This is a genomic window from Kineosporia rhizophila (genome assembly GCF_021277265.1).
Taxonomy (GTDB): Bacteria; Actinomycetota; Actinomycetes; order Actinomycetales; family Kineosporiaceae; genus Kineosporia; species Kineosporia rhizophila.
The window spans coordinates 137,539-156,546 of record NZ_JAJSOH010000016.1 but is presented as its reverse complement, the minus strand read 5'-3'; the positions used below and the strand labels follow the sequence as shown (position 1 = coordinate 156,546).

Here is a 19,008-nt window from a genome sequence, read left to right as displayed (position 1 = left end):
GCATAGGCTTCGCAACAACGGCCGGTGCACTGCGGGCCGTGAACCGAAGGTGGGTGACATGGCGGGGGAACTCGTCGGCGAGAGGCGGTCCCTGCAGCCCCAGGTCTCCGACCTCGGCCTGTCCGGGCAGCGCCGCCGCGGCTCGGCCTGGCTGATCGGCCTGTCCGGGCTGCTGGTGGTCAGCGTCCTGCTCGGGGTCGGCGTCGGCGCCGTGGCGATCGGCCCGGCCTCGGTGGCCCGGATCATCGGCCACCACCTCTTCGGCCTGCCCGGCACCCCGACCTGGAGCCTGCCGCAGGACGCGATCGTCTGGCAGGTTCGCCTGCCCCGGGTGCTGCTGGGCGTGTGCGTCGGGGCCGGCCTGGCCGTCTGCGGCATGGCCCTGCAGGCGATGGTGCGCAACATGCTGGCCGACCCCTACCTGCTGGGCATCAACTCGGGCGCCTCCAGCGGGGCGGCCGCGGCGATCCTGTTCGGGGTCGGCGTCGGCTTCGGCGAGAACGCGCTGCCCTTCACCGCCTTCCTGGGGGCGTTGGCCGCCTCGTTCCTGGTGTTCCTGATCGCCCGCAGCGGCGGGCGGGTGACCTCGGTGCGCCTGCTGCTGGCCGGGGTGGCCGTCGGCTACGCCCTCTACGCCCTGACCAGCTTCCTGATCTTCGCCTCGGACTCGGCCGAGGGCTCCCGCTCGGTGATGTTCTGGCTGCTCGGCTCGCTGGGCCTGGCCCGCTGGGGGGTCTCGCTGGGCATCGTGGTGGCCGTGGTGCTGCTCACCGTGGGCCTGCTCACCCTGTGGGGCCGCCGACTGGACGCGCTGGCCATCGGCGACGAGACCGCGCACACCCTGGGCATCTCGCCCGACCGGTTCCGCACCCGCCTGCTGGTGCTGGTGTCGCTGTGCATCGGCGTCCTGGTCGCCGCCTCCGGCAGCATCGGCTTCGTCGGCCTGGTGATCCCGCACGTCGCCCGGCGCCTGGTGGGGGCCCCGCACGCGCGCGCCGTACCGGTCGCCGCCCTGCTCGGCGCCATCTTCCTGGTCTGGGCCGACGCCCTGTCCCGCACCCTGCTGCAACCCCAGGAACTGCCGATCGGGATCATCACCTCCCTGGTCGGGGCGCCCTTCCTGCTGGTCCTGATCCGCCGCCTGCACGCCACCAGCGCCTAGAACCTTTGAACACTCAGTCGAGGAGCACGTTCATGCCAGTCATCACCCGCCCCGCCATCGCCGCCACGGCAGCCGGGGCACTGCTCCTCCTGAGCGCCTGCGGGGGTTCGTCCGAGACGAACACCAGCGACGTCGCCGCCGGGGGCAGCAGCAACTACCCCGTCACGGTCGAGAACTGCGGCGCCGACGTCACCTTCACCACCGAGCCGGAGCGGGTGGTGCTGCTGAAGAGCGCCTCGGTGCCCTACCTGCAGGCCCTCGGCGTGCTCGGTGACGTGACCGCCCGGGCCGGGCAGTACCCGGAGGCCTACTACGACGACGCCACCAACGCCGCCCTGGCCAAGATCCCGCTGCTCACCGACAAGACCGACACCAGCGGTCACCTGCAGATCTCCAAGGAGATCGTGATCAGCCAGGAGCCGGACCTGGTGCTGGGCGAGACCGACAACCTGAACCGCGAGACCCTCGACGCGGTCTCGATCCCGCTGATGGAGGAGCCGGGCCTGTGCGGAGAAGGCCTGAGCGACCCCGGTTTCGACGACATCTACTCCCAGATGGAGACCTACGGCAAGGTCTTCGACCGCCAGAGCGAGGCCGACCAGGCCGTCGCCGCGTTGAAGGAACGCCTGGCCTCGGTCGAGAAGAGCGCGGCCGGCACCGAACCCCGCACCGCCGCAGTGCTCTACCCGACCGTCGGCGGCGGCGTCACCTACGCCTACGGCACCCGCAGCATGGCCCAGCCGCAGCTCGAGGCCGCCGGTTTCACCAACGTCTTCGGTGACGTGGACGAGCGGGTGTTCGAGGTGACCCTGGAGAAGCTGATCGGGCTGAACCCCGACGTGCTGATCCTGCTGTACTCCGACGGCGACCCCGAAGCGGTCACCAAGTCGATCACCGACCTGCCGGGGGCCGAGAAGCTCACCGCGGTGGCCAACGGCGACGTGATGCCCCAGCTGTTCAACTTCACCGAGCCGCCGAGCCCCCTGGCGATCGACGGTCTCGAGGCGATCATGGAGCGATTCGGCTCCCAGTCGTGATCCAGGCCGAGGGGCTGCGGTTCGCCTACGGCAAGAGCCCGGTGGTCGACGACGTCACCGTCACCGCCCGCACCGGGCGGGTGCTGGGCCTGATCGGGCCCAACGGCAGCGGCAAGACCACGCTGCTGCGGCTGCTGTACGGCTCGCTGCGGCCGGCCTCGGGAACGGTCAGCGTGGACGGCCGGCCGCTGGGGCAGCTGGGCGCCCGCGAGGTGGCCCAGCACCTGGCCGTGGTGGTGCAGGAGAACGGCACCGAGACCACCATGACGGTGGCCGAGATGGTGCTGCTGGGCCGCGGCCCGCACCTGGGCACGTTCGCCCGCACCAGCACCCAGGACGAGGAGATCGCCTGGACCGCCCTGCAACGGGTGGGCGCCCTGCACCTGGCCCCGCGCAGCTTCGCCGGGCTCTCCGGCGGCGAGAAGCAGCGGGTGCTGATCGCCCGCGCGCTCACCCAGCAGGCCAGTCACCTGCTGCTCGACGAGCCGACCAACCACCTCGACATCCGCTACCAGCACGAGATCCTCAGCCTGGTCAGGGATCTGGACACCAGCGTGGTGGTGGTGCTGCACGACCTGAACCTCGCCGCCCGCTACTGCGACGACCTGGTGCTGCTGGAGAGCGGCCGGGTGGCCGGGTCCGGGCCCGCCGCCGAGGTGATCGACGCCGGCCTGATCGAGCGGGTCTACGGCATTGGGGTGGAACGGATCGAGCACAACGGCGGCATCCATCTACTGTTCGAACCGAGGGTTTTCTCCGGAATCTGAGCATGCGAGCCTGGTCTTGTCCGCCAGTCAAGGAAGACGAGGACAGGAGCTCGCATGCCCCAGCCCATCGGTCGCCGCAGCGTCCTAGCCGCCGGCCTGGTTCTGCCCGGTGCCCTGAGTATCACGAACGCCGCCGGCGCCGGAGCCGACGAGAGGCCCACCCGGTTCCGGCTCGAGGCCGAGACCCTCGACGGGGGTGAGCAGGTCACCGCCGTCACCCTGGACACCGCCCGGCTCGGCCCGATCACCGCCGGAGGCCTCACCACCAGCACGTTCACCGTGCACGCGAAGGCCACCAGCCCGATCCCGGGCGCCAGTGGGTACGACCTGGACCGGGTGGTCACCCGGGCGCGGCTGGATCACCGCGGCAACATCGTGCTCGAACTGGAGCACGGCGAGGGGAAACCCGGTGCGGCGACGCTCGGCTACGTGGTGACCCGCAGCCGGAACGTGCGCCTGAACCTGGAATACACGATCACCCAGAACCAGCCCCTTCCCCGGCGGTTCGGCAAGCCCCTGCTGATCGAGCGTTTCGAGCAGGGCAGGCTGGTCAACCCCGAGGTGGACGCGTTCGGTCACCACGAGATCAGCAACGGCCTGAAGTACCGGCTCTACACGCCTTCCGGGCGGGGCAGGCGTCCTCTGGTGGTCTGGCTGCACGGCGGCGGTGAAGGAGCCTCGCTGCCGGACGGCTACTACGACAACGAGACCACGCTGCGCGCGAACCGGGGCGCGCTCGGCTTCGCTACCCGGGAGGGGCAGAAGATCTTCGGCGGCGCGTATGTGGTTGCCCCGCAGAGCACCTCGTACTGGATGGAGGACGGTCCGCGGTTCGCCCCGATGATCAGGAAGGTGATTGAGGACGTGTCGGCGCGGCACCCGATCGATCGCGACCGGGTGCACGTGGTCGGGTGCAGCAACGGCGGTTACATGAGTCTGAAGATGACCACCACCTACCCGGACCTGTTCGCCTCCTCGGTGCCGATCTGCGGCGTGGTGGCCGGTAACCCGCCGCTCATCCCGGACGCCGAGCTCCGGGCCATCCGTACCCCCACCTGGCTCGTCACCTCGCTCGACGACGCCACCGTCGACCCGCAGGCCAACACCGTGCACGCGAGCGAACTGATCCCGCGCTCGCGGGTGACGCTCTACGACGAGGTGGTCTGGAACGGCTACAAGTTCCCCGGCCACTGGTCGTGGATCTACGTGGGCCGCAACGATCCCAGCATCAAGGGCACCCACGTCTGGCAGTGGATGGCCCGGCAACGCACCTGAACCGTATGCCCGGGGCGGGAGTGTCGGGATGAGAAGCTGACCCCGTGATCTCTGTAGCCACTCCCGCCGACCGGACCCCGATCGTCCGCACCCTGGTCGCCGCGTTCTCGTCCGATCCGGTGCTGCGCCACATCTTCCCCGACCAGGAGGAGTACGAGCACGGCGCCGCCGCCTTCTTCGGTCACGTGTTCGACAAGAGGGTCGGCATGGGGGCGATCTGGACCGTCGAGGGCGGTGTCTCGGTGGCGATCTGGGAACCGCCGGGCACGCCCCCGGCCAGCAGCCCTCTGGAACTGCCGGAGCCCGCCGCATCCCGGCTGCGCGCCTACGACGAGGTCGTGCACGCCGCCTTCCCCGAGTCCTCGTACTGGTATCTCGGGGTTCTCGGCACCCACCCCGACCACACCGGCCGGGGTCTGGGGCGGGCGGTCATGCAGGCCGGGCTGCAGCGCGCGGCCGAGGCCGGGCTGCCCGCCTACCTGGAGACGGCCACCCGCCGTAACGTGGCCCTGTACGAGCGGTCCGGCTGGAAGGTCGTCGCCGAGATCGACGAGCCGGTGCCCACCTGGGTGATGCAGCAGTAGTCCCGCGTGCTAGCCTCCGGCACGAACCGATCGCATCCGGGTGGATGCCAGGGAACTCCGGTGCAATTCCGGGACTGGCGCGCAGCGGTAAGGGCGACGGCGGCACGACTCGCCACTGGGGAGCCTCTCCCTGGGAAGGCCGTGCCACCGGTTGACCCCGAGTCCGAAGACCTGTCGGTTCACGTGTTCGTCGACGGGCTCTCGCGACCAGGGCCCGGGACTGGAGAGGTCATGCGTGGACCCGTCGCCCACCCCTGCCCGGCGCCGCCTGAAGTTCTGGCCCCTGGCCGCCGCGCTGACCGTGGCGTGCCTGGTCAGCGTCGTTCTCTCCCTGGCCTTCGGCTCTGAGCACATCCCGCTGGGTGAGGTGGTCTCCGCCGTCACCGACCGCCTCGACGGCAGCGGACCGGGCCGCTGGGACGTCATCGTCTGGGAGTTGCGGCTGCCGCGCGCCCTGATGGCGGTGGTCGTGGGTGCCGGACTTGCGGTGGCCGGCGCCGGAATGCAGACGCTGGTGCGCAATCCCCTGGCCGACCCGTTCCTGCTGGGCATCAGTTCGGGCGCGTCGGTCGGGGCGACCGCGGCGATCACCACCGGTTCCCTGGCCGGGTTCGGCATCTACGCGGTCTCGGGCGGCGCCCTGCTCGGGGCGATCGGCTCCGCCCTGCTGGTCTACCTGGTGGCGATGACCCAGGGCGGGCTGACCCCGTTGCGGCTGGTGCTGTCCGGAGTCGTTCTCTCGTCCGGACTCTCGTCGATCGCCTCGTTCCTGGTCTTCCTCAGCGACGACCCCCGGGCCGCGGACTCGGTGATGTTCTGGATGCTCGGCAGCGTGGGCGGTGCCACCTGGGAAAAGCTCTGGATCCCGGCACTTGTCGTGGCCGTGCTGGCGCTGGGCATGCTCGCCCTGCACCGCTGGCTGGACGCCCTGGCCGCCGGCTCGGACACGGCCGCCGCCCTGGGAGTGAACGTCGTTGCCTTGCGGACGACCCTGTTCGTCGGCCTGGCGGTGCTGGTCGGGGTGCTGGTGGCGGTGAGCGGTGGGATCGGCTTCGTCGGGCTGATCGTGCCGCATGCGGCCCGGCTGGTGGTCGGTGCTCAGCATCGGGTCCTGCTGCCCGTCGCAGCCCTCGGTGGTGGTGTATTCCTGCTCTGGGTGGACGTTCTCGCCCGATTGGCGGTTCGGCCGCAGGAGATTCCGCTGGGCGTGGTCACCGGGGTGATCGGAGCGCCGTTGTTCCTGCTCCTGATGGGCCGGGGCCAGTACCGGTTCGGCGGCGAACGATGAGCGTGGCCCTGCGTCTGAAGGGCGTGTCGGCCCGGCTCGGCGGCCGCGACATCCTGAGCGACATCGACCTGGACGTTCCGGCCGGGCAACGCCTGGGCATCGTCGGGGTGAACGGCGCGGGAAAATCCACCCTGCTGCGGGTTCTGGCCGGAGTGCTGCGCCCCAGCGCCGGAGAAGTTCAGATTGCAGACGCCTCAGGGCACCTCGAAGACTCCCGTCACCTTGCGTCCCGGGAGCGGGCGCGCCGGCTGGCCTTCGTGCCGCAGGAAGAAGTCGTGGCCGCGGAACTGCTCGTGGGTGAACTGGTGGCCCTCGGGCGAGTGCCCCGGACCCGCCCCTGGTCGCGCGGCGGCCGGGACGAAAGAGCCGTGGTCGAGGCGGCTCTGGACGCGGTGGGTCTGGCCGACCGGATCAGTTCACCGTGCGACCAGCTCTCCGGCGGCGAACGGCGCCGGGCGGTGCTGGCCCGCGGTCTGGCCCAGCAGTGCCCCGTGCTGCTGCTCGACGAGCCCACGAACCAGCTCGACGTCGCCTGGCAGCTCCGGCTTCTCGAGGTGTTCGCCACCCAGTCGCAGACCCTGGTCGCCACCGTTCACGACCTCGACCTGGCGCTGCGCTTCTTCGACACCCTGGCGGTGGTCGGCCGCCCGGAAGGCATCAGCGCCGGACCCGCCCGCATCGTCGCGATCGGTCCACCCGCCGACGTTCTCAGCGCCGCCCACGTCGACGCCCATTTCGGCGTCGGCTCGGTGCAGGTGCCCCATCCCCAGCTCGACCAGCCCCACCTGCTCATCCACCCCCGAGAGGAAACCCGGACCAGATGAACCGCCCCGCCACGAGACTCGCAGTGCTCGCCCTGGGCTGCACCGTCCTGACCGCCTGCAGTTCTTCCGACTCGCCGGAGGCAGCCTCCGGCGCGGGCGCCATCACCGTGGAGAACTGCGGGGAGAAGGTGAGCGTGGACGCGCCGGTCACCGAGCTCTACGCCTACGACGGTGGCATCATCTCGATCGCCCTGGCGGTGGGCGCCCGCGACGAGCTGGTCGCCGTCACCGGCATGGCCCGCGACCAGGACGTGCTCGAGCTGGCCTACCCGGACGCCCGGGTGGACCAGCTCAAGGTGGTCGGCGACGAGTTCCCCACGCTGGAGAACGTGCTCGCGGTCGATCCCGAGATGATGTTCGCCGGCTACGGCTACGGTTTCAGCGAGTCGCGCAACCTCATGCCGGAGATGCTGCACGAACGCGACATCAAGACCTACCTGCTCAGCGAGACCTGCCGGCAGGACGACGGGGCCCGGGGAACGATGGAGGCGTGGACGGCGCTGACCACCGACCTGCGTAACCTGGGCGAACTGACCGGGCACGGCGAGAGCGCCGAGGCGGTGGTGGCCGACATCGAGAAGCGCCGGAGCGCGCTGGAATCCGCTCCGAAGGGCGAGGAGAAGCCGACCGCCTTCCTCTTCGACTCCGGCACCGACGCCATCTTCACCTCCGGCTCGTTCGGGGCGCCGCAGGCCATCTTCGACACCGCCGGGGTCACCAACGCCACCGCCGACGTGGAGGACACCTGGACCGAGGTCGGCTGGGAGCGTCTGTCCGCCTCCGACCCGGACGTGATCTTCTTCGTCGACTACCCGGGCCAGTCGTACGAGGAGAAGGTGGCCGTGCTGAAGGCCAACCCGGCCTCCCGCGACCTGACCGCGGTGAAGGAGGAGCGCTTCGTCAACCTGCCCTACGCCCTGTGGGTCTCCGGGCCGCTGAACATCGACGCGGCGGAGTGGGTGCGGCGCTCGATCGAGCACTTCGGGCTGGCCCCGGAGTCGGGGATCCGCTCCGACCTGGACATCACCGGCCTCCCGGAACTGCCCGGGAACACCTGGGTGGAGTGACCTTCTAGCCGGATTTCGCGGGTTTCGGGCGTTACCTCCGTGAGATGTCTGACATGCCGTCGCCCCCGTGGGTCGATAACGTGCAGGTCAGGTATGTCCAGGAGGATGTCGAGGCAGGCGGAGGAGCGCACCGATGAGGATCGACAGCCAGGTGGAACCCCTGGTCCGTCAGACCCTGGCCGCGGTGGTGGCCCGTAGCCCGGAACGCTCCACCGGTGCCATCCAGGCCCTGGTCGACCAGGGCGACGAGGCCTACGGCGAGGCGGTCGACCTCTGCTTCGCGGTGGGCAACCAGGTTCTCTGCGACCTGCACGAGGGGCCGCCCCAGCGGGACCGGATCGCGACCCTGGCCCGCAGTGCGGTGCGGATGGAGGCCTGGGCCGGGATGGACCAGCCCACGGTCGAGACCTTCATGACCGCGCTGGCCGAGGAGCGCGATCCGGCCGCCGAGATGCTGCCCGCCGACGCCGCCCTCACCGGCTTCGTGGTGGGCGGCTGGCTGCTGTCGGCCTCGGCCCCCGAGAACGCCTCGTGGGAAGCAGTTCTGGACGATGCTCTGGACACGATCTTCACGGTTCCGTGACCGGACGCCGGCGGCGAGGTGCTGCGCTGAACCTGCCGCGGCCCGTAAAGATCGTTGGCGGGGTGGGTTTCGGCCTACTTGAAGTACTGGGACACGGCCCAGAGCACGAGCAGGATGATCAGGATTTCCACGGAGCACCTCACATCGGGGTGGGGACGACTCCAGCCATGGTGGTGAAGTACCGGCCGGTGGCCAAGACTCGGGTCAGGCCGGGGGCAGGGCCGGTTCAGTCCCACGCACGAACGCTGCACCCGAGGTGTTGTGGGGGCAGCGGTTCTGTGTTCACGGCTCCAGCAGGGCCTGCTCGATCTGCAGCAGTTCGTTCGGGCTCAGGGCCGGCTGCTCCCAGCCGCGCAGCTCGATGTGCAGGATGAACGGCAGCGGCACGGCGGCGTCGTACTTGTCCACGTAGTGGGCCAGGTCGCGGGGCCAGACCCAGGCGCCGTCGGTGACCACGGCCATCGGCGCCACGGCGGTGACCGACGGGTCGAGCACGTCGTCGAACATCGCCGCGGTGGCCGCCAGCACGGTGTTGCCCCACAGGTAGTCGAGCAGCATCTCCTTCTTCGCGCCCACCGGCTCGCGCCGGCCCGTGGCCAGGGCCTCGTGCAGGCTCGGCCCGTCGGGGCGGCCGTGGGGCAGTTCCCGGAAGAACCCGGCCTCACTGATGATCATTGCTGCCCCTGGGGCTGGTAGACGGCCCACTGCCCGGTCGGCACCAGCGGGGAGGGGCCCACGACGAGGCGGCCGGAGTCGAAGGCGTGGACCGTGTCGTCGGGGGCCATCACCGGCACCCCGAGCTTGTCGGCCAGGGCCTGGGCGGCGTGGGCCGCCGTCCCGCCCACGGCCCCCGGAACCAGCCGGATCGGGCCGCCGGCGTAGTCGGTGTCGTTCAGGATCAGCTTGGCCACCGTGCGGGGGTTGAATCCGTTGCCACTGCTGCTCAGGTCGGTCTGGAGCACCACGTCGTGGAAACCGGCGGGCGGGATGGCGCGCGCGGTGAACTCGGCGAACACCTCGGCCTTGGTGGGCACCCCGGCTCCGCCCAGCTGGAAGGTGTGCAGGTAGTTCTCGCAGGTGCGCCGCAGGGCCCGGCCCTCGACGGCACCGGCGAAGGTCACCGGGGTGAAGGTCAGGCTCAGCTCGGCCGCGTCGGCCAGCAAGGCTGCGGGAGGGGCCGAGCGCAGGTAGGTGCCCAGGGCCGCGCGGGGATCACGCACGAAAGTTCCGGCCCCGTAGCCGTGCCAGGAGAGGAAGGATGCGGCTCCGGAGACCGCGTACCCCTGGCCCAGGTAGCCGGTCGACAGCAGCATCAGCGCCACGCCTGTGCCGACCAGGAGCACCTGCTCGAGCACCGTCATCCCGGCCCACCAACCGCCCAGCTCGGCCAGGAGACCGGTGAGCCACAGCGACGTGGTGGCCCGGACATCGGCGGGCACCGCTGAGTAGGCCAGCCAGAGCGCAGCGGCCAGCAGGACGAGCAGGAGCCCGGAGCTGACCCGCCAGACGATGAGCTGGGACCGGCGGGCCGGGCCGCTTCGCCGGGCGTGGGCCTCCAGCCGCGCGTGCCGGGCCATCTCCATCGCCGCCCGCCCGCGCACCAGCCGGGTCAGGCGCGATTCCCCGCTCACTCCGGCGTGCGCCGCCAGGATGACCATCTTGTCGCGTGCCGCGTAGGCCGCCAGGGCGCACACGTCGACCGTCAGGGCGCGCCAGAGCCGGGCCAGCAGCCACTTGCTCACGGCCAGGCTTTCGCGGGCCACGGCCTTCACACCTGAGCCGCGCGAACCGGAGCCCCCTGTGGCGCGATGCCGCGCCCGGTCGCGGTCGTCGTCTTCCTCGCTGTCTTTCGCTTCCGGTGGTTCGGGCAGACCGGCGGGCGACGTCGGCTGGCCGGGAGGGGTGAGCTTCGAGGCACCAGTCGGCTGCGAGATAGGGGGCGCCGGGTCTTTCGCGGCCGAGGCGGCGGGCCAGGCACTGGGGGGAGTGACGGTGGGCCAGGCGGTTGAGGGAGTCGGCGAGGTCAATGCGTCTGGAGTCATCCGGCCGACGGTGCCAGCGGTGCCGACGGTGCCAGCGGTGTCATTGGTGCCGGGTTGTCCGCCTTCGGCGGCGGGCTGGGTGGCCGGCGGGCGCACCCGGACCGGCTCCGTGGACACGCGCGCGGCCCAGTTCTTCGTCCATCGGGCGGCCGACCAGGGCGTGGGCAGGATGGTCAGGTCGTTGCGCTGCTCGTCGACGGCGAGCAGGTGCCGGGCGTCGGTCAGCAGTGCGGCCAGTGCGGCCAGCCCGCTGGCGACCACCAGGATCGGCACCAGGGGCAACGACTCCAGCATCCCCGAACCCAGCCGGAGCCATTCCGGCACCAGCGCCGGTGAGGCGGCACCGACGTCCTTTGTTGGTGCCAGAACCGTGGGCCACCACAACAGAACCGGTGACACCAGCGAAACTGCGCGCAACAGGACGGCGCTCGCGCCGTCGAGGCGCGCCGCGCGCCGCCACCCCGCAATGGCGAGGCCTACTGCGGTGGTGACCAAGGGCGTCCACACCTGGACGGGGTGGGCGACTACGGGGGAGAACCACAGTCCCAGCACGGTGCGTTGGGCGGCCAGGAAGGCCAGGCCGCCGGCGAGACCAACGAGGAGCCAGTCACTGACGGCGAAGGCGCGCAGACGTTCGGGGCGGCTCAGGGCGATGACGAGCACCGGCGCCAGCGTGAGCACCGACTGGCCGAGCGCCGCACCGGTGAGTTCGGTGGCCACCGTGCCGGCGTGGGGAAGCAGGGCTGCGCCGAGCCCGGCGGCCGCAAAGGCCCAGACCAGGCAAACCGCGAAGAGGCCGGACAGGTGGGCCCAGCGCAGGGTGCGGGTGACCATGACCAGGAACCCGAGAACGAACAGCAGGTAGACCTGCCCGAACGAGGTCACGGCGGGGCGGGTGACCGGCAGCAGGGCGAGGGTGAGCACGATCCAGGCCACCGCGGCCCACAGGCTCACGGCCCGGGCCGTGGGCCCCGGCCGGAGCCGGGCCCGGAGCCGGTTCCTGAGCCAGGGGATGCGCCTGCCGCGGTCCTGCTCGTCCTCGTGCTCCTCGTCCAGCGTGGCCGGACCGTTCCCGATCGTCTGCGTCGCCATTCCCGGTTCCTGTTGTGACCCTGACACTCCCTTCGCGCCTGAAGAAACGGGCAGCGAACCACGCGATGCTGCCCGGCCGGGTGTTATCCGGGTGCTGCGTCAGGGGTATGTCCTGGTCAAGAACCGTCAGGCGCCCACGGTCTCCAGGGTGGGCCGCAGGACCGCGTTGCGCCGCTTCCAGACGAAGAAGCCGGCCAGGGTGAACACCCCGTAGAAGGCGTACATCAGGCCGGAGGCGTAGTAGCCGGCCGAGAACAGCAGCGGCACCCCGACGATGTCGACGGCCACCCAGATCAGCCAGAACTCGGTCCAGCCCTTGGCCATGCCGTAGGTGGCCAGGATCGAGCCGCCGAAGATCCAGGCGTCGCTCCAGACCGGCTCGTACGAGCCGAGCGCCCGGAACACCGGGGTCAGTGCCAGCGTGCCGCCGATCATCGCGGCGACCAGCAGGAGCCGGGTGCGCCCGGAGGCCCAGCTCGGCTCGACCACCTCGCTCTGTGCGCTGGGGCGGTGGGTCCAGCGCCACCAGCCGTAGGCCGAGACCGCGATGAACATGATCTGCCGCCCGGCCTGGCCGAGCAGGTTCACCGGGTTCGGGGTGCCGAAGGCGACGCCGAGGAAGACGGTCAGCAGCAGCACGTTGCCGACGATGCCGACCGGCCAGGCCCAGACCCGGCGGCGCATCCCGCCGAGCGCGCTGAGCAGACCGAAGAGGTTGCCGATGACCTCACGCCAGAGAATGGTCTGGTTGCCGATGGACAGCTGGGCGTCGAACACCCAGTGGATCAGGCCCATTTGTCACCCTTTTGAATGATCTGCTCAGGTCGCGTCCCGGTGAAGCGCACGACGGGGGAACTCGGCGGCCCCCGTCGGCATTCCGCCGGGTGCCGACTCAGGTGAGGCGGCGGCAGACGGCGGCCACCGGCTCCGGATGCACGGCCATGGCCAGGTGACGGGCGTGGGGGATCTCGAGCACCTCGGCGTCGGGTACCTGCTCGGCCAGGCGGTGCAGGAATCTGGCGGGGGCGATCGGGTCGTGCTCGCCCCGGATCAGGACGACCGGCACGAGCACCTTGGCCAGGCGCTCGGGCAGGGGGTAGCCGAGCATGTGGGGCAGGGTTCCGAAGAAGGACCGGGGCCCGCCGCGCAGGTAGTCGCGCAGCACCAGGGCGTTCAGATGCATCGGCTCGCCCAGGGTGTCGCGGCCCAGGCGCCAGGCCTGCCTGAGGGCGGTGGGGGCGTCGGGATCGGTGACCGGGCCGATCAGGACCACCGCGGCAGCCAGGCCCGGATTGCGCACCGCGAGCTCGGTGACCACCTGGCAGCCCATGGAATGCCCGACCAGCACCGGGTTCTGCAGGCCGGTCCGGTGCAGGACCGTTTCCAGGGCCTCGGCCTGCTCGGTGATGCTCAGGGCCGGGCGGGGGCGGCCGCCGGCGCCGAAGCCGGGCAGGTCGGGGACCACGACGCGGTGGGTGCGGGCCAGGTTCCCGGTGAGCGGGGCGAAGTAGCGGCCGGAGACGCCGATCCCATGCACCAGCAGCGCCTCCGGGCCATCGTCGGGGCCGGTGCTCAGGTAGGTCGCCTCACGGTCGTTCGCCATGTCCGCCACCGTAGTGTGATGCTCAGGACCGCCACCACGGCCAGCAGCCCGAGGCAGAGGTGCAGCAGGACGCTGACGTCGGGGGCCCAGAGGAAGACCTGGCTGCGGGTCACGCCCAGCTGACCGGGCAGGGCCAGGAGACCGACGGCCAGGGTGGTGACGGCAGCGCCGGACCAGATCATCGACCTCGAACGAGGATGGTTACGACGCAACAGGAGTCGGACGATGACGGCTCCGAGCACCAGGGCCAGTACTGAGAGCACGGCCAGGAGCACCCGGTAGAGCGGGTCGGGGCCGTGAACCTGCGGCTCGGCCCCGGCCAGCAGTGATGCGATGCCCATCGAGGTGTCCATGAGCTGGGCGTCGCGGAAGGGGCTGTAGGCGTTCTGCAGCAGCACCACTGCCTGATTGCGCTGGGGGAGCAGCAGGACTCCGGCCTGGAATCCGGGGGCGGCGCCGCCGTGCCAGACCATTGGTTCGTCGGTGCCCGGGACCGTGGTGGTGCGCCAGCCCAGGGCGTAGTCGTCGACCTGCTCGGCGTGCAGCAGGTCTCGTTCGGAGTCGGTCAGGACGGGGCCGCCGGGTAGCTGGGTGCTCGCGAAAGCGGCCAGGTCACCGAGGGATCCGGTCAGGTAGCCGGCCGCCTGGGTGGCCGCGTCCACCCGGCTGTCGAAGGGCCGGACCGAACCGAGAACGTAGCGGTGCCCAGGTGGCAGCGCGCGTTCGGCCTGCTCGGGATCGGCCGGTACCGAGTGCATTCCGGCCGGCGCCAGGAGTCGTTGCTGCAGGGCCCGCCCGAAGCTCTGCCCGGTGACCGACTCGGCCACGGCGGCCAGCACGACGTAGTTCAAGCTGGAATACGAGTGTTTTCGCTCGCCGAAGCTCTGCTGATCGAGGGCTCCGACGATCTGGGTGGCCGAACGGCCGGGGCCGTAGTGGTCGGTCAGTTCCAGTCCGCGGGGCAGGCCGCTGGTGTGGTCGAGCAGCTGCCGGATCGTGGTGCTCGGGTCAGGGAAGCTCGGGACGTGTTGTACAACAGGATCTTCGAGGTCGAGCAGGCCGTCCCGGGCCAGCAGCACGACGAGTGTGGCGGTGACGGGCTTCGACACCGAGCCCCAGAGGAAGGGGGTCTGTGCGGTGATCGGCTCGCCGTCGCCGTCTTCGCCGAAAACGGCTGTGTGCTGCGGTCCCTCGGCCCCGATCACGGCATAGGCGGCTCCGGGAACGCCGGTGGCTTCCAACTGCTTTTGGACGTAGGTGTCCAGCGCGGCTGGGGCGGTGGACGTGGGTGGTGGGCCGGCTGCCGAGGACAGGAGCAGCAGGGCGCTCAGAAGAGCTCTTGACCATATGATCATATGAAAACCATAACCATATGGATGTATGATTATCCAGTGCCGAGGATTGTGGATCATGAGGAACGGCGCCGGCAGATCGCCCGCGCGCACCGGGCCCAGGTGGCCGAGCACGGCTTCGGGGCCACCACCTACGCCCGCACCGCGGCCGCTGCCGGGGTGTCGGTCGGGACCATCCAGCACTACTTCGCCGACCGCTCCGAGCTGGTGCGTTTCTCCTTCGAGGCGCTCCTGACCGAGCGCGACGAGCGGGTGGCGGCGATCGTCGCGGCGGGTGAGGTGAGCCGGCTGCCGATCCGCGCGATGGTGCTCACCGCGCTGCACGAACTGCTCCCGGTCGACGAGGCCCGCCGCCAAGAGCACAGCGTGGGTCAGCAGTTGCGGGCCGAGGCCTGGCGGGAGCCGGTGCTGCACCAGCTGGCCCTGGAGAACGACGAGCGGCTGTCAGCCCGGCTGCGCACGGCCGTGGAGAACGGGAAGCTGTGCGGCGAGGTCCCGGAACAGGCGGCCGCCGACGTGGCGGTCACCCGGATCCTGGCCACCACCTACGGGCTGGCCGACCAGGTGGGGCTGCTCTCCGGCCGCGGGACACCGGCCTACGACGAGGTGCTGGAACCCGTGATCGGAACCGTCTTCACCGGCCGGTGCCGGCACTACGACGGTTGAGAGGCCGGCTGAGGGTTCAGCGGCGGGGGCGCTGCGCGGGGTCCTGGGTCTTGTAGGTGATCACCGGGACGGTGGTGGCGACCGGGGTGGCCAGGTGGTGGGTGGTGAGGTCGTCGATCACCTGCTCGATGCGCTTGTAGGCGGCCGGGGCCTCCTCGAACAGGAGCTGGCGGTCGCCGCAGACCACGATCGAACCCACTGCGGTGCGGCGCAACTCGGCCACGGTGTGCTTGGCCTGGTTGCGGCGCAGGGCGTCGGAGCGGGACATCTTGCGGCCGGCGCCGTGCGCCACCGAGAAGTTGGCCTCGGCCGGGGAGTGGGTGGCGACCAGGGCGGAAGGCGTGCCCCGGGTACCGGCGACCAGCACGTCGCCGCCGTCGCCGGGGGCGGCGCCCTTGCGGTGCAGGTAGCTGCCGTCACGCAGTTCGACCAGGTTGTGGCAGACGTCGACGACGGGTTCGTCGAGGCGGGCGCCGATCGCGTCGGCCACGCGGGTGGCGATGGTCCGCCGGTTCAGTACGGCCCAGCGCACGGCTGCGTCGTGGGCGGCCAGGTACTGCTCGGGGGAAGCGGCCGGGCCGGCGCCGTGTTCGTCGGTGTGCGAGCGCAGGATCCGCTCGCCGAGGCCGCGGGACCCGCTGTGCACGATGAGCACCAGGTCGCGCGGCTCGAGGCCGAGCCGGGCGGCGTGGTCGGGGGCCTGGATCCGGTCCACCCGGGCGAGCTCGACGAAATGGTTCCCCCGGCCGACCGTTCCGAAGCCTTCCAGCCGATCGAGGTGACCAAGAGCGTCCATGGTTCGGATCTCTTCGAGTGCCTCGGGCGGCGGTTCGACGCTCTGGTCGAGATCGGGGAAGCGCCGGGCCAGCCGTTCGGGGGCGAGCTTGCGCACGTGGACCGGAAAGACCGCGATGCCGCAGCCGATGTCGCCGCCCACCAGGTGGGGGTAGAGCACGGTGGACGACATGGCGGCGCCGATCGGCGCGCCCTTGCCGGGGTGCAGGTCGGGCATGCCGGCGACGTGGAGCATGCCGGGCAGCCCGGCGACCTGGTGGCACTGGTCGAGGGCCGGGGTCTCGATCCAGCTGCGGGGTGAGGCAAAGACGGTGACGGTGGCCTGGTCTGGGATGGAGACGGGCACGGGACTTCCTCGACGGGGAGCGGTGAGTTGTGCCCGTCACTGTTGCCGACGGTGGGGAACCGGGCAACGGGTTATTCGTTGATCAGGCCGTGTGGTTCACGAGATCTTCGGGGTCTGCTTCTGGGCCGGCCGCAGTGCGGCGCGCCGGAGCTGTACGGCGCCGATCCAGAGCGCGTGGGCGGCGAAGAAGGTGAGCACGACCAGCAGCAGAGGCGCCCCGGCGAAGAGCGCACCGGTCACGAGAACGGCAATGGTGATCTCACCCAGAGCCAGGATCTCGAGCCCCTTGCAGTCGTGAGGGGGTGGGGTTTCGAGCATGCGCAGGACCCTAGGCCGGATAGGGATAGCGCGGTGTCAACTAAAGGATGAGAAGGAGTACGACTTTCGTCGTACTGCCCTGACGCAGCGTGATATCGGGGCGATCCTCGGTGACAACGACGGACTTCGGCGAAACCTGCTGTCTCTGAACCTCAAGATCGTCCTGTCAGTCGATCAAGGAGTCCTTGCCTGAAGACGTCCGTGGTCACCATGGGTAGCCCCCGGCCGTGGGTGGTTGATGCCGATGATCCCTTCTGTCACGATCGTCGGGCGGTGCCGGCGGTCCGAGGCGAGCCCGAGGGGTTGGGGACGATGATCTGGCGGCTGCTCGTGCGCTGGTGGAAGACGCTGGTCAGCAGACTGGGCGGGGCCCGGCCGGTGCGCCCGGCACCCGTACCTGAGGAGGAACCCGTGGCGCCGGATCTGATCACCTGGTCCTCCGGGGTGCACACCACCGGCCACTCGGTCGAGGAGGCCCGCGCGTTCGGCGAGCAGCGGGGGCGCCCGGTCGGGCACTTCGCCGCCTTCCCGACCCGCGACGGCGGGCCGGCCGGGCTGGCCGACATGTGGTGGCTGCCGCCGTCCGACCTCGGCGACACGATCAGCGTCGGGGTGCCGATGACGTACGACGGCGGTTCGCTGGCCGACGAGCTGGCCGGGCCGCTGCAGCAGATGGCCAAGGCGCTGAACGCCGACGGCCGGGTCTGCCTGATCCGGCTCGGCTGGGAGTTCAACCTCGACGACTGGCCGTGGTTCCTGTCCGAGCAGACGCTGCCGCAGTGGCGTGAGCGCTTCGCCGAGTACGCGGGCGTGTTCCGGGCCGAGATGGGCGAGCGGGCCGTGGTCGGGCTGAACGCGAACATCGGGGGCTCGCAGACCGGGATGCGGCCGGACTGGGCCGAGCGGGTCTGGACGGCGGAGCACATGGCCTGGGTCGGCGTGGACGCCTACGACTGCTACGAGCCGTACACCACCGACGCCTGGGTGGCCGCGCACTGGAACGGCCGGCACGGGCTGCGCTGGTGGTCCGACTTCGCCCTGGAGCGCCGGGTCCCGCTGGCCCTGCCGGAGTGGGGTGTGGCCAACGGCACACAGTGGGAAGGCCACCGCGGCGGGGACAACCCGCGCTACATCACCGAGATGCACAAGTTCCTCCGCTCGCACGTCGAGCGGGGCGGAGAAGTGTTGCTGGACACCTACTTCCACGATCGCGAGCCCTACCTGCGCAGCGACTTCGAGGCCAATCCGAAGGCCGGGGCGCAGTACGCCCGGTTGTGGGGCCTGCCCCGGGCCTGACTCGCTGACCCGGACGGGTTCGTAGGGTGGGGGAATGATCGACACCCCCGGCCCGTGGCCCACCCGTCGTCGTGTCCCGGTCCGCCCCGCCGCCGTGGATCTGCACCTGTCGGCGATGACTCTGCGCTACGCGTCGTTCTCGGACCGGGTCGTGGCGGCGGCCGCGGCCGGGTTCAGCGGGATCGGCCTGGGCGCGGTGGACTACCTGGACGCCCGGCGCTCGGAGTTCTCCGAGGAACAGCTGGCCGACTACGTCGAGCGGCACGACCTACGGGTGGTCGAGCTGGAGTTCCTGACCGACTGGTGGCGGGACGCCGACGTGCGGGGCGTGCGGCTGGAGGAGGACCTGCTCTTCTACCTGGCCGACCTGCTGCACGTACCGCAGATCAACGTGGGCCTGTTCGCCGACGTCCCGTTCGAGGTGCAGCAGCGGCAGTTCCGGCGGTTGTGCACCCGCGCGGCCGACCACGGCGTGCGGATCGCGCTGGAGTTCATGCCGTACAGCGCCCTGCCCAGCCTTGAGAAGGCGCGAGAACTGCTGGCACAGGCCGGATCCGGAAACGCCGGGCTGATGCTGGACGCCTGGCACTGGCACCGCTCCGGCGGCACCCTGGAGGAGCTGCGTACGCTCTCGGCCTCCGAGGTGCTGGCCGTGCAGCTGTGCGATGCGGACGCCACCCCGCACGCCGACCTGCGGCAGGAAGGGCGCCACCACCGTCTCCTGCCCGGGGCCGGGGTGGTCGACCTGCCCGGGTTCCTGGGCGTTCTCGGTCAGATCGGGGTCGACCTCCCGCTCGCCGTCGAGGTGCTCTCCGACGAACTGGACTCCCGCAACCCGGTCGAGGTGGCGATGCTGGCCGCGCGGTCGGTCACCACGTTGCTGAGCGCGCCCGGCGCAGCCTGATCCGGCG

The 19,008-nt window shown here is 70.8% G+C and carries 19 protein-coding genes and 1 riboswitch; of the genes, 12 read left to right on the top strand and 7 right to left on the bottom strand.

Translation table 11 applies throughout. The features are described 5' to 3' along the window. Positions 1–58 precede the first annotated feature (58 nt). The 9 genes from LWF15_RS22275 (at position 59) to LWF15_RS22235 (ending at position 8,587) form a co-directional block, all read left to right on the top strand. Positions 59–1,162: a FecCD family ABC transporter permease gene (locus tag LWF15_RS22275; protein ID WP_232812832.1), complete on the top strand. Its 1,104-nt coding sequence runs from the start codon at positions 59–61 to the stop codon at positions 1,160–1,162. Positions 1,163–1,194: 32 nt separating this feature from the next. Further along, positions 1,195–2,199 carry an ABC transporter substrate-binding protein gene (locus LWF15_RS22270; RefSeq protein ID WP_232812831.1) on the top strand — a complete coding sequence of 335 codons (1,005 nt, stop codon included), beginning with the start codon at positions 1,195–1,197 and terminating at the stop codon, positions 2,197–2,199. Next, positions 2,196–2,966, top strand: a complete 771-nt coding sequence (locus LWF15_RS22265) for an ABC transporter ATP-binding protein (RefSeq protein WP_232812830.1) — start codon at positions 2,196–2,198, stop codon at positions 2,964–2,966. Before LWF15_RS22270 ends, LWF15_RS22265 begins: the two co-directional genes overlap by 4 nt. Positions 2,967–3,020: 54 nt before the next feature. Continuing rightward, positions 3,021–4,241 carry a prolyl oligopeptidase family serine peptidase gene (locus LWF15_RS22260; protein WP_232812829.1) on the top strand — a complete coding sequence of 407 codons (1,221 nt, stop codon included), beginning with the start codon at positions 3,021–3,023 and terminating at the stop codon, positions 4,239–4,241. A gap of 44 nt (positions 4,242–4,285) precedes the next feature. Next, positions 4,286–4,825 carry a GNAT family N-acetyltransferase gene (locus LWF15_RS22255; RefSeq protein ID WP_232812828.1) on the top strand — a complete coding sequence of 180 codons (540 nt, stop codon included), beginning with the start codon at positions 4,286–4,288 and terminating at the stop codon, positions 4,823–4,825. A gap of 10 nt (positions 4,826–4,835) precedes the next feature. Further along, positions 4,836–5,018: riboswitch (cobalamin riboswitch) on the top strand. 42 nt (positions 5,019–5,060) lie between these two features. Continuing rightward, on the top strand, positions 5,061–6,113 hold the full coding sequence (locus LWF15_RS22250; protein ID WP_232812827.1) for a FecCD family ABC transporter permease: 1,053 nt from the start codon (positions 5,061–5,063) through the stop codon (positions 6,111–6,113). Further along, positions 6,110–6,937, top strand: coding sequence for an ABC transporter ATP-binding protein (locus LWF15_RS22245; RefSeq protein WP_408623759.1), 828 nt, complete (start codon positions 6,110–6,112; stop codon positions 6,935–6,937). The genes LWF15_RS22250 and LWF15_RS22245 overlap by 4 nt, the downstream gene beginning before the upstream one ends. Continuing rightward, a complete protein-coding gene (locus LWF15_RS22240; protein WP_232812825.1) occupies positions 6,934–8,004 on the top strand; it encodes an ABC transporter substrate-binding protein in 1,071 nt (356 codons plus the stop codon). Before LWF15_RS22245 ends, LWF15_RS22240 begins: the two co-directional genes overlap by 4 nt. Positions 8,005–8,137: 133 nt before the next feature. Next, positions 8,138–8,587 carry a hypothetical protein gene (locus LWF15_RS22235; protein WP_232812824.1) on the top strand — a complete coding sequence of 150 codons (450 nt, stop codon included), beginning with the start codon at positions 8,138–8,140 and terminating at the stop codon, positions 8,585–8,587. A gap of 282 nt (positions 8,588–8,869) precedes the next feature. Here the strand turns inward: LWF15_RS22235 and LWF15_RS22230 are convergent, their stop codons facing one another. The 5 genes from LWF15_RS22230 to LWF15_RS22210 form a co-directional block, all read right to left on the bottom strand. Further along, positions 8,870–9,262, bottom strand: coding sequence for a hypothetical protein (locus LWF15_RS22230; RefSeq protein WP_232812823.1), 393 nt, complete (start codon positions 9,260–9,262; stop codon positions 8,870–8,872). Continuing rightward, complete coding sequence (locus LWF15_RS22225) at positions 9,259–11,721, bottom strand: hypothetical protein (protein WP_232812822.1); 2,463 nt, start codon at positions 11,719–11,721, stop codon at positions 9,259–9,261. The genes LWF15_RS22230 and LWF15_RS22225 overlap by 4 nt, the downstream gene beginning before the upstream one ends. 126 nt (positions 11,722–11,847) lie before the next feature. Further along, positions 11,848–12,516 carry a nicotinamide riboside transporter PnuC gene (gene pnuC / locus LWF15_RS22220; RefSeq protein ID WP_232812821.1) on the bottom strand — a complete coding sequence of 223 codons (669 nt, stop codon included), beginning with the start codon at positions 12,514–12,516 and terminating at the stop codon, positions 11,848–11,850. 97 nt (positions 12,517–12,613) lie between these two features. Continuing rightward, positions 12,614–13,324: an alpha/beta fold hydrolase gene (locus LWF15_RS22215; protein ID WP_232812820.1), complete on the bottom strand. Its 711-nt coding sequence runs from the start codon at positions 13,322–13,324 to the stop codon at positions 12,614–12,616. Then, the gene (locus tag LWF15_RS22210; RefSeq protein WP_232812819.1) at positions 13,294–14,679 is read right to left on the bottom strand and encodes a serine hydrolase domain-containing protein; all 1,386 of its coding nucleotides are present in this window, start codon (positions 14,677–14,679) and stop codon (positions 13,294–13,296) included. The genes LWF15_RS22215 and LWF15_RS22210 overlap by 31 nt, the downstream gene beginning before the upstream one ends. Positions 14,680–14,715: 36 nt before the next feature. Here LWF15_RS22210 and LWF15_RS22205 point away from each other — a divergent pair, with 36 nt between their 5' ends. Then, complete coding sequence (locus LWF15_RS22205) at positions 14,716–15,342, top strand: TetR/AcrR family transcriptional regulator (RefSeq protein ID WP_232812818.1); 627 nt, start codon at positions 14,716–14,718, stop codon at positions 15,340–15,342. 16 nt (positions 15,343–15,358) lie between these two features. Here the strand turns inward: LWF15_RS22205 and LWF15_RS22200 are convergent, their stop codons facing one another. Then, positions 15,359–16,483: an RNA ligase RtcB family protein gene (locus tag LWF15_RS22200; RefSeq protein WP_232812817.1), complete on the bottom strand. Its 1,125-nt coding sequence runs from the start codon at positions 16,481–16,483 to the stop codon at positions 15,359–15,361. 96 nt (positions 16,484–16,579) lie between these two features. Further along, positions 16,580–16,801 (bottom strand): hypothetical protein, encoded by a 222-nt coding sequence (locus tag LWF15_RS22195; RefSeq protein WP_232812816.1) that lies wholly within the window; start codon positions 16,799–16,801, stop codon positions 16,580–16,582. Positions 16,802–17,074: 273 nt separating this feature from the next. Between LWF15_RS22195 and LWF15_RS22190 the strand changes: the two genes are divergently transcribed. Together LWF15_RS22190 and LWF15_RS22185 are read left to right on the top strand one after the other, a co-directional pair. Further along, a complete protein-coding gene (locus tag LWF15_RS22190; RefSeq protein WP_232812815.1) occupies positions 17,075–18,097 on the top strand; it encodes a glycoside hydrolase family 26 protein in 1,023 nt (340 codons plus the stop codon). A gap of 34 nt (positions 18,098–18,131) precedes the next feature. Then, positions 18,132–19,001, top strand: coding sequence for a sugar phosphate isomerase/epimerase family protein (locus LWF15_RS22185; RefSeq protein WP_232812814.1), 870 nt, complete (start codon positions 18,132–18,134; stop codon positions 18,999–19,001). Positions 19,002–19,008: the final 7 nt, after the last annotated feature.

Excerpts from the sequence above, each read along its gene's own strand:
- LWF15_RS22275 (WP_232812832.1), top strand. The coding sequence starts at position 59 with ATGGCGGGGGAACTCGTCGGCGAGAGGCGGTCCCTGCAGCCCCAGGTC.
- LWF15_RS22225 (WP_232812822.1), bottom strand. The coding sequence starts at position 11,721 with ATGGCGACGCAGACGATCGGGAACGGTCCGGCCACGCTGGACGAGGAG.
- LWF15_RS22195 (WP_232812816.1), bottom strand. The coding sequence starts at position 16,801 with ATGCTCGAAACCCCACCCCCTCACGACTGCAAGGGGCTCGAGATCCTG.
- LWF15_RS22210 (WP_232812819.1), bottom strand. The coding sequence starts at position 14,679 with ATGATCATATGGTCAAGAGCTCTTCTGAGCGCCCTGCTGCTCCTGTCC.
- LWF15_RS22185 (WP_232812814.1), top strand. The coding sequence starts at position 18,132 with ATGATCGACACCCCCGGCCCGTGGCCCACCCGTCGTCGTGTCCCGGTC.
- pnuC (WP_232812821.1), bottom strand. The coding sequence starts at position 12,516 with ATGGGCCTGATCCACTGGGTGTTCGACGCCCAGCTGTCCATCGGCAAC.
- LWF15_RS22245 (WP_408623759.1), top strand. The coding sequence starts at position 6,110 with ATGAGCGTGGCCCTGCGTCTGAAGGGCGTGTCGGCCCGGCTCGGCGGC.
- LWF15_RS22235 (WP_232812824.1), top strand. The coding sequence starts at position 8,138 with ATGAGGATCGACAGCCAGGTGGAACCCCTGGTCCGTCAGACCCTGGCC.
- LWF15_RS22270 (WP_232812831.1), top strand. The coding sequence starts at position 1,195 with ATGCCAGTCATCACCCGCCCCGCCATCGCCGCCACGGCAGCCGGGGCA.
- LWF15_RS22240 (WP_232812825.1), top strand. The coding sequence starts at position 6,934 with ATGAACCGCCCCGCCACGAGACTCGCAGTGCTCGCCCTGGGCTGCACC.
- LWF15_RS22260 (WP_232812829.1), top strand. The coding sequence starts at position 3,021 with ATGCCCCAGCCCATCGGTCGCCGCAGCGTCCTAGCCGCCGGCCTGGTT.
- LWF15_RS22215 (WP_232812820.1), bottom strand. The coding sequence starts at position 13,324 with ATGGCGAACGACCGTGAGGCGACCTACCTGAGCACCGGCCCCGACGAT.
- LWF15_RS22230 (WP_232812823.1), bottom strand. The coding sequence starts at position 9,262 with ATGATCATCAGTGAGGCCGGGTTCTTCCGGGAACTGCCCCACGGCCGC.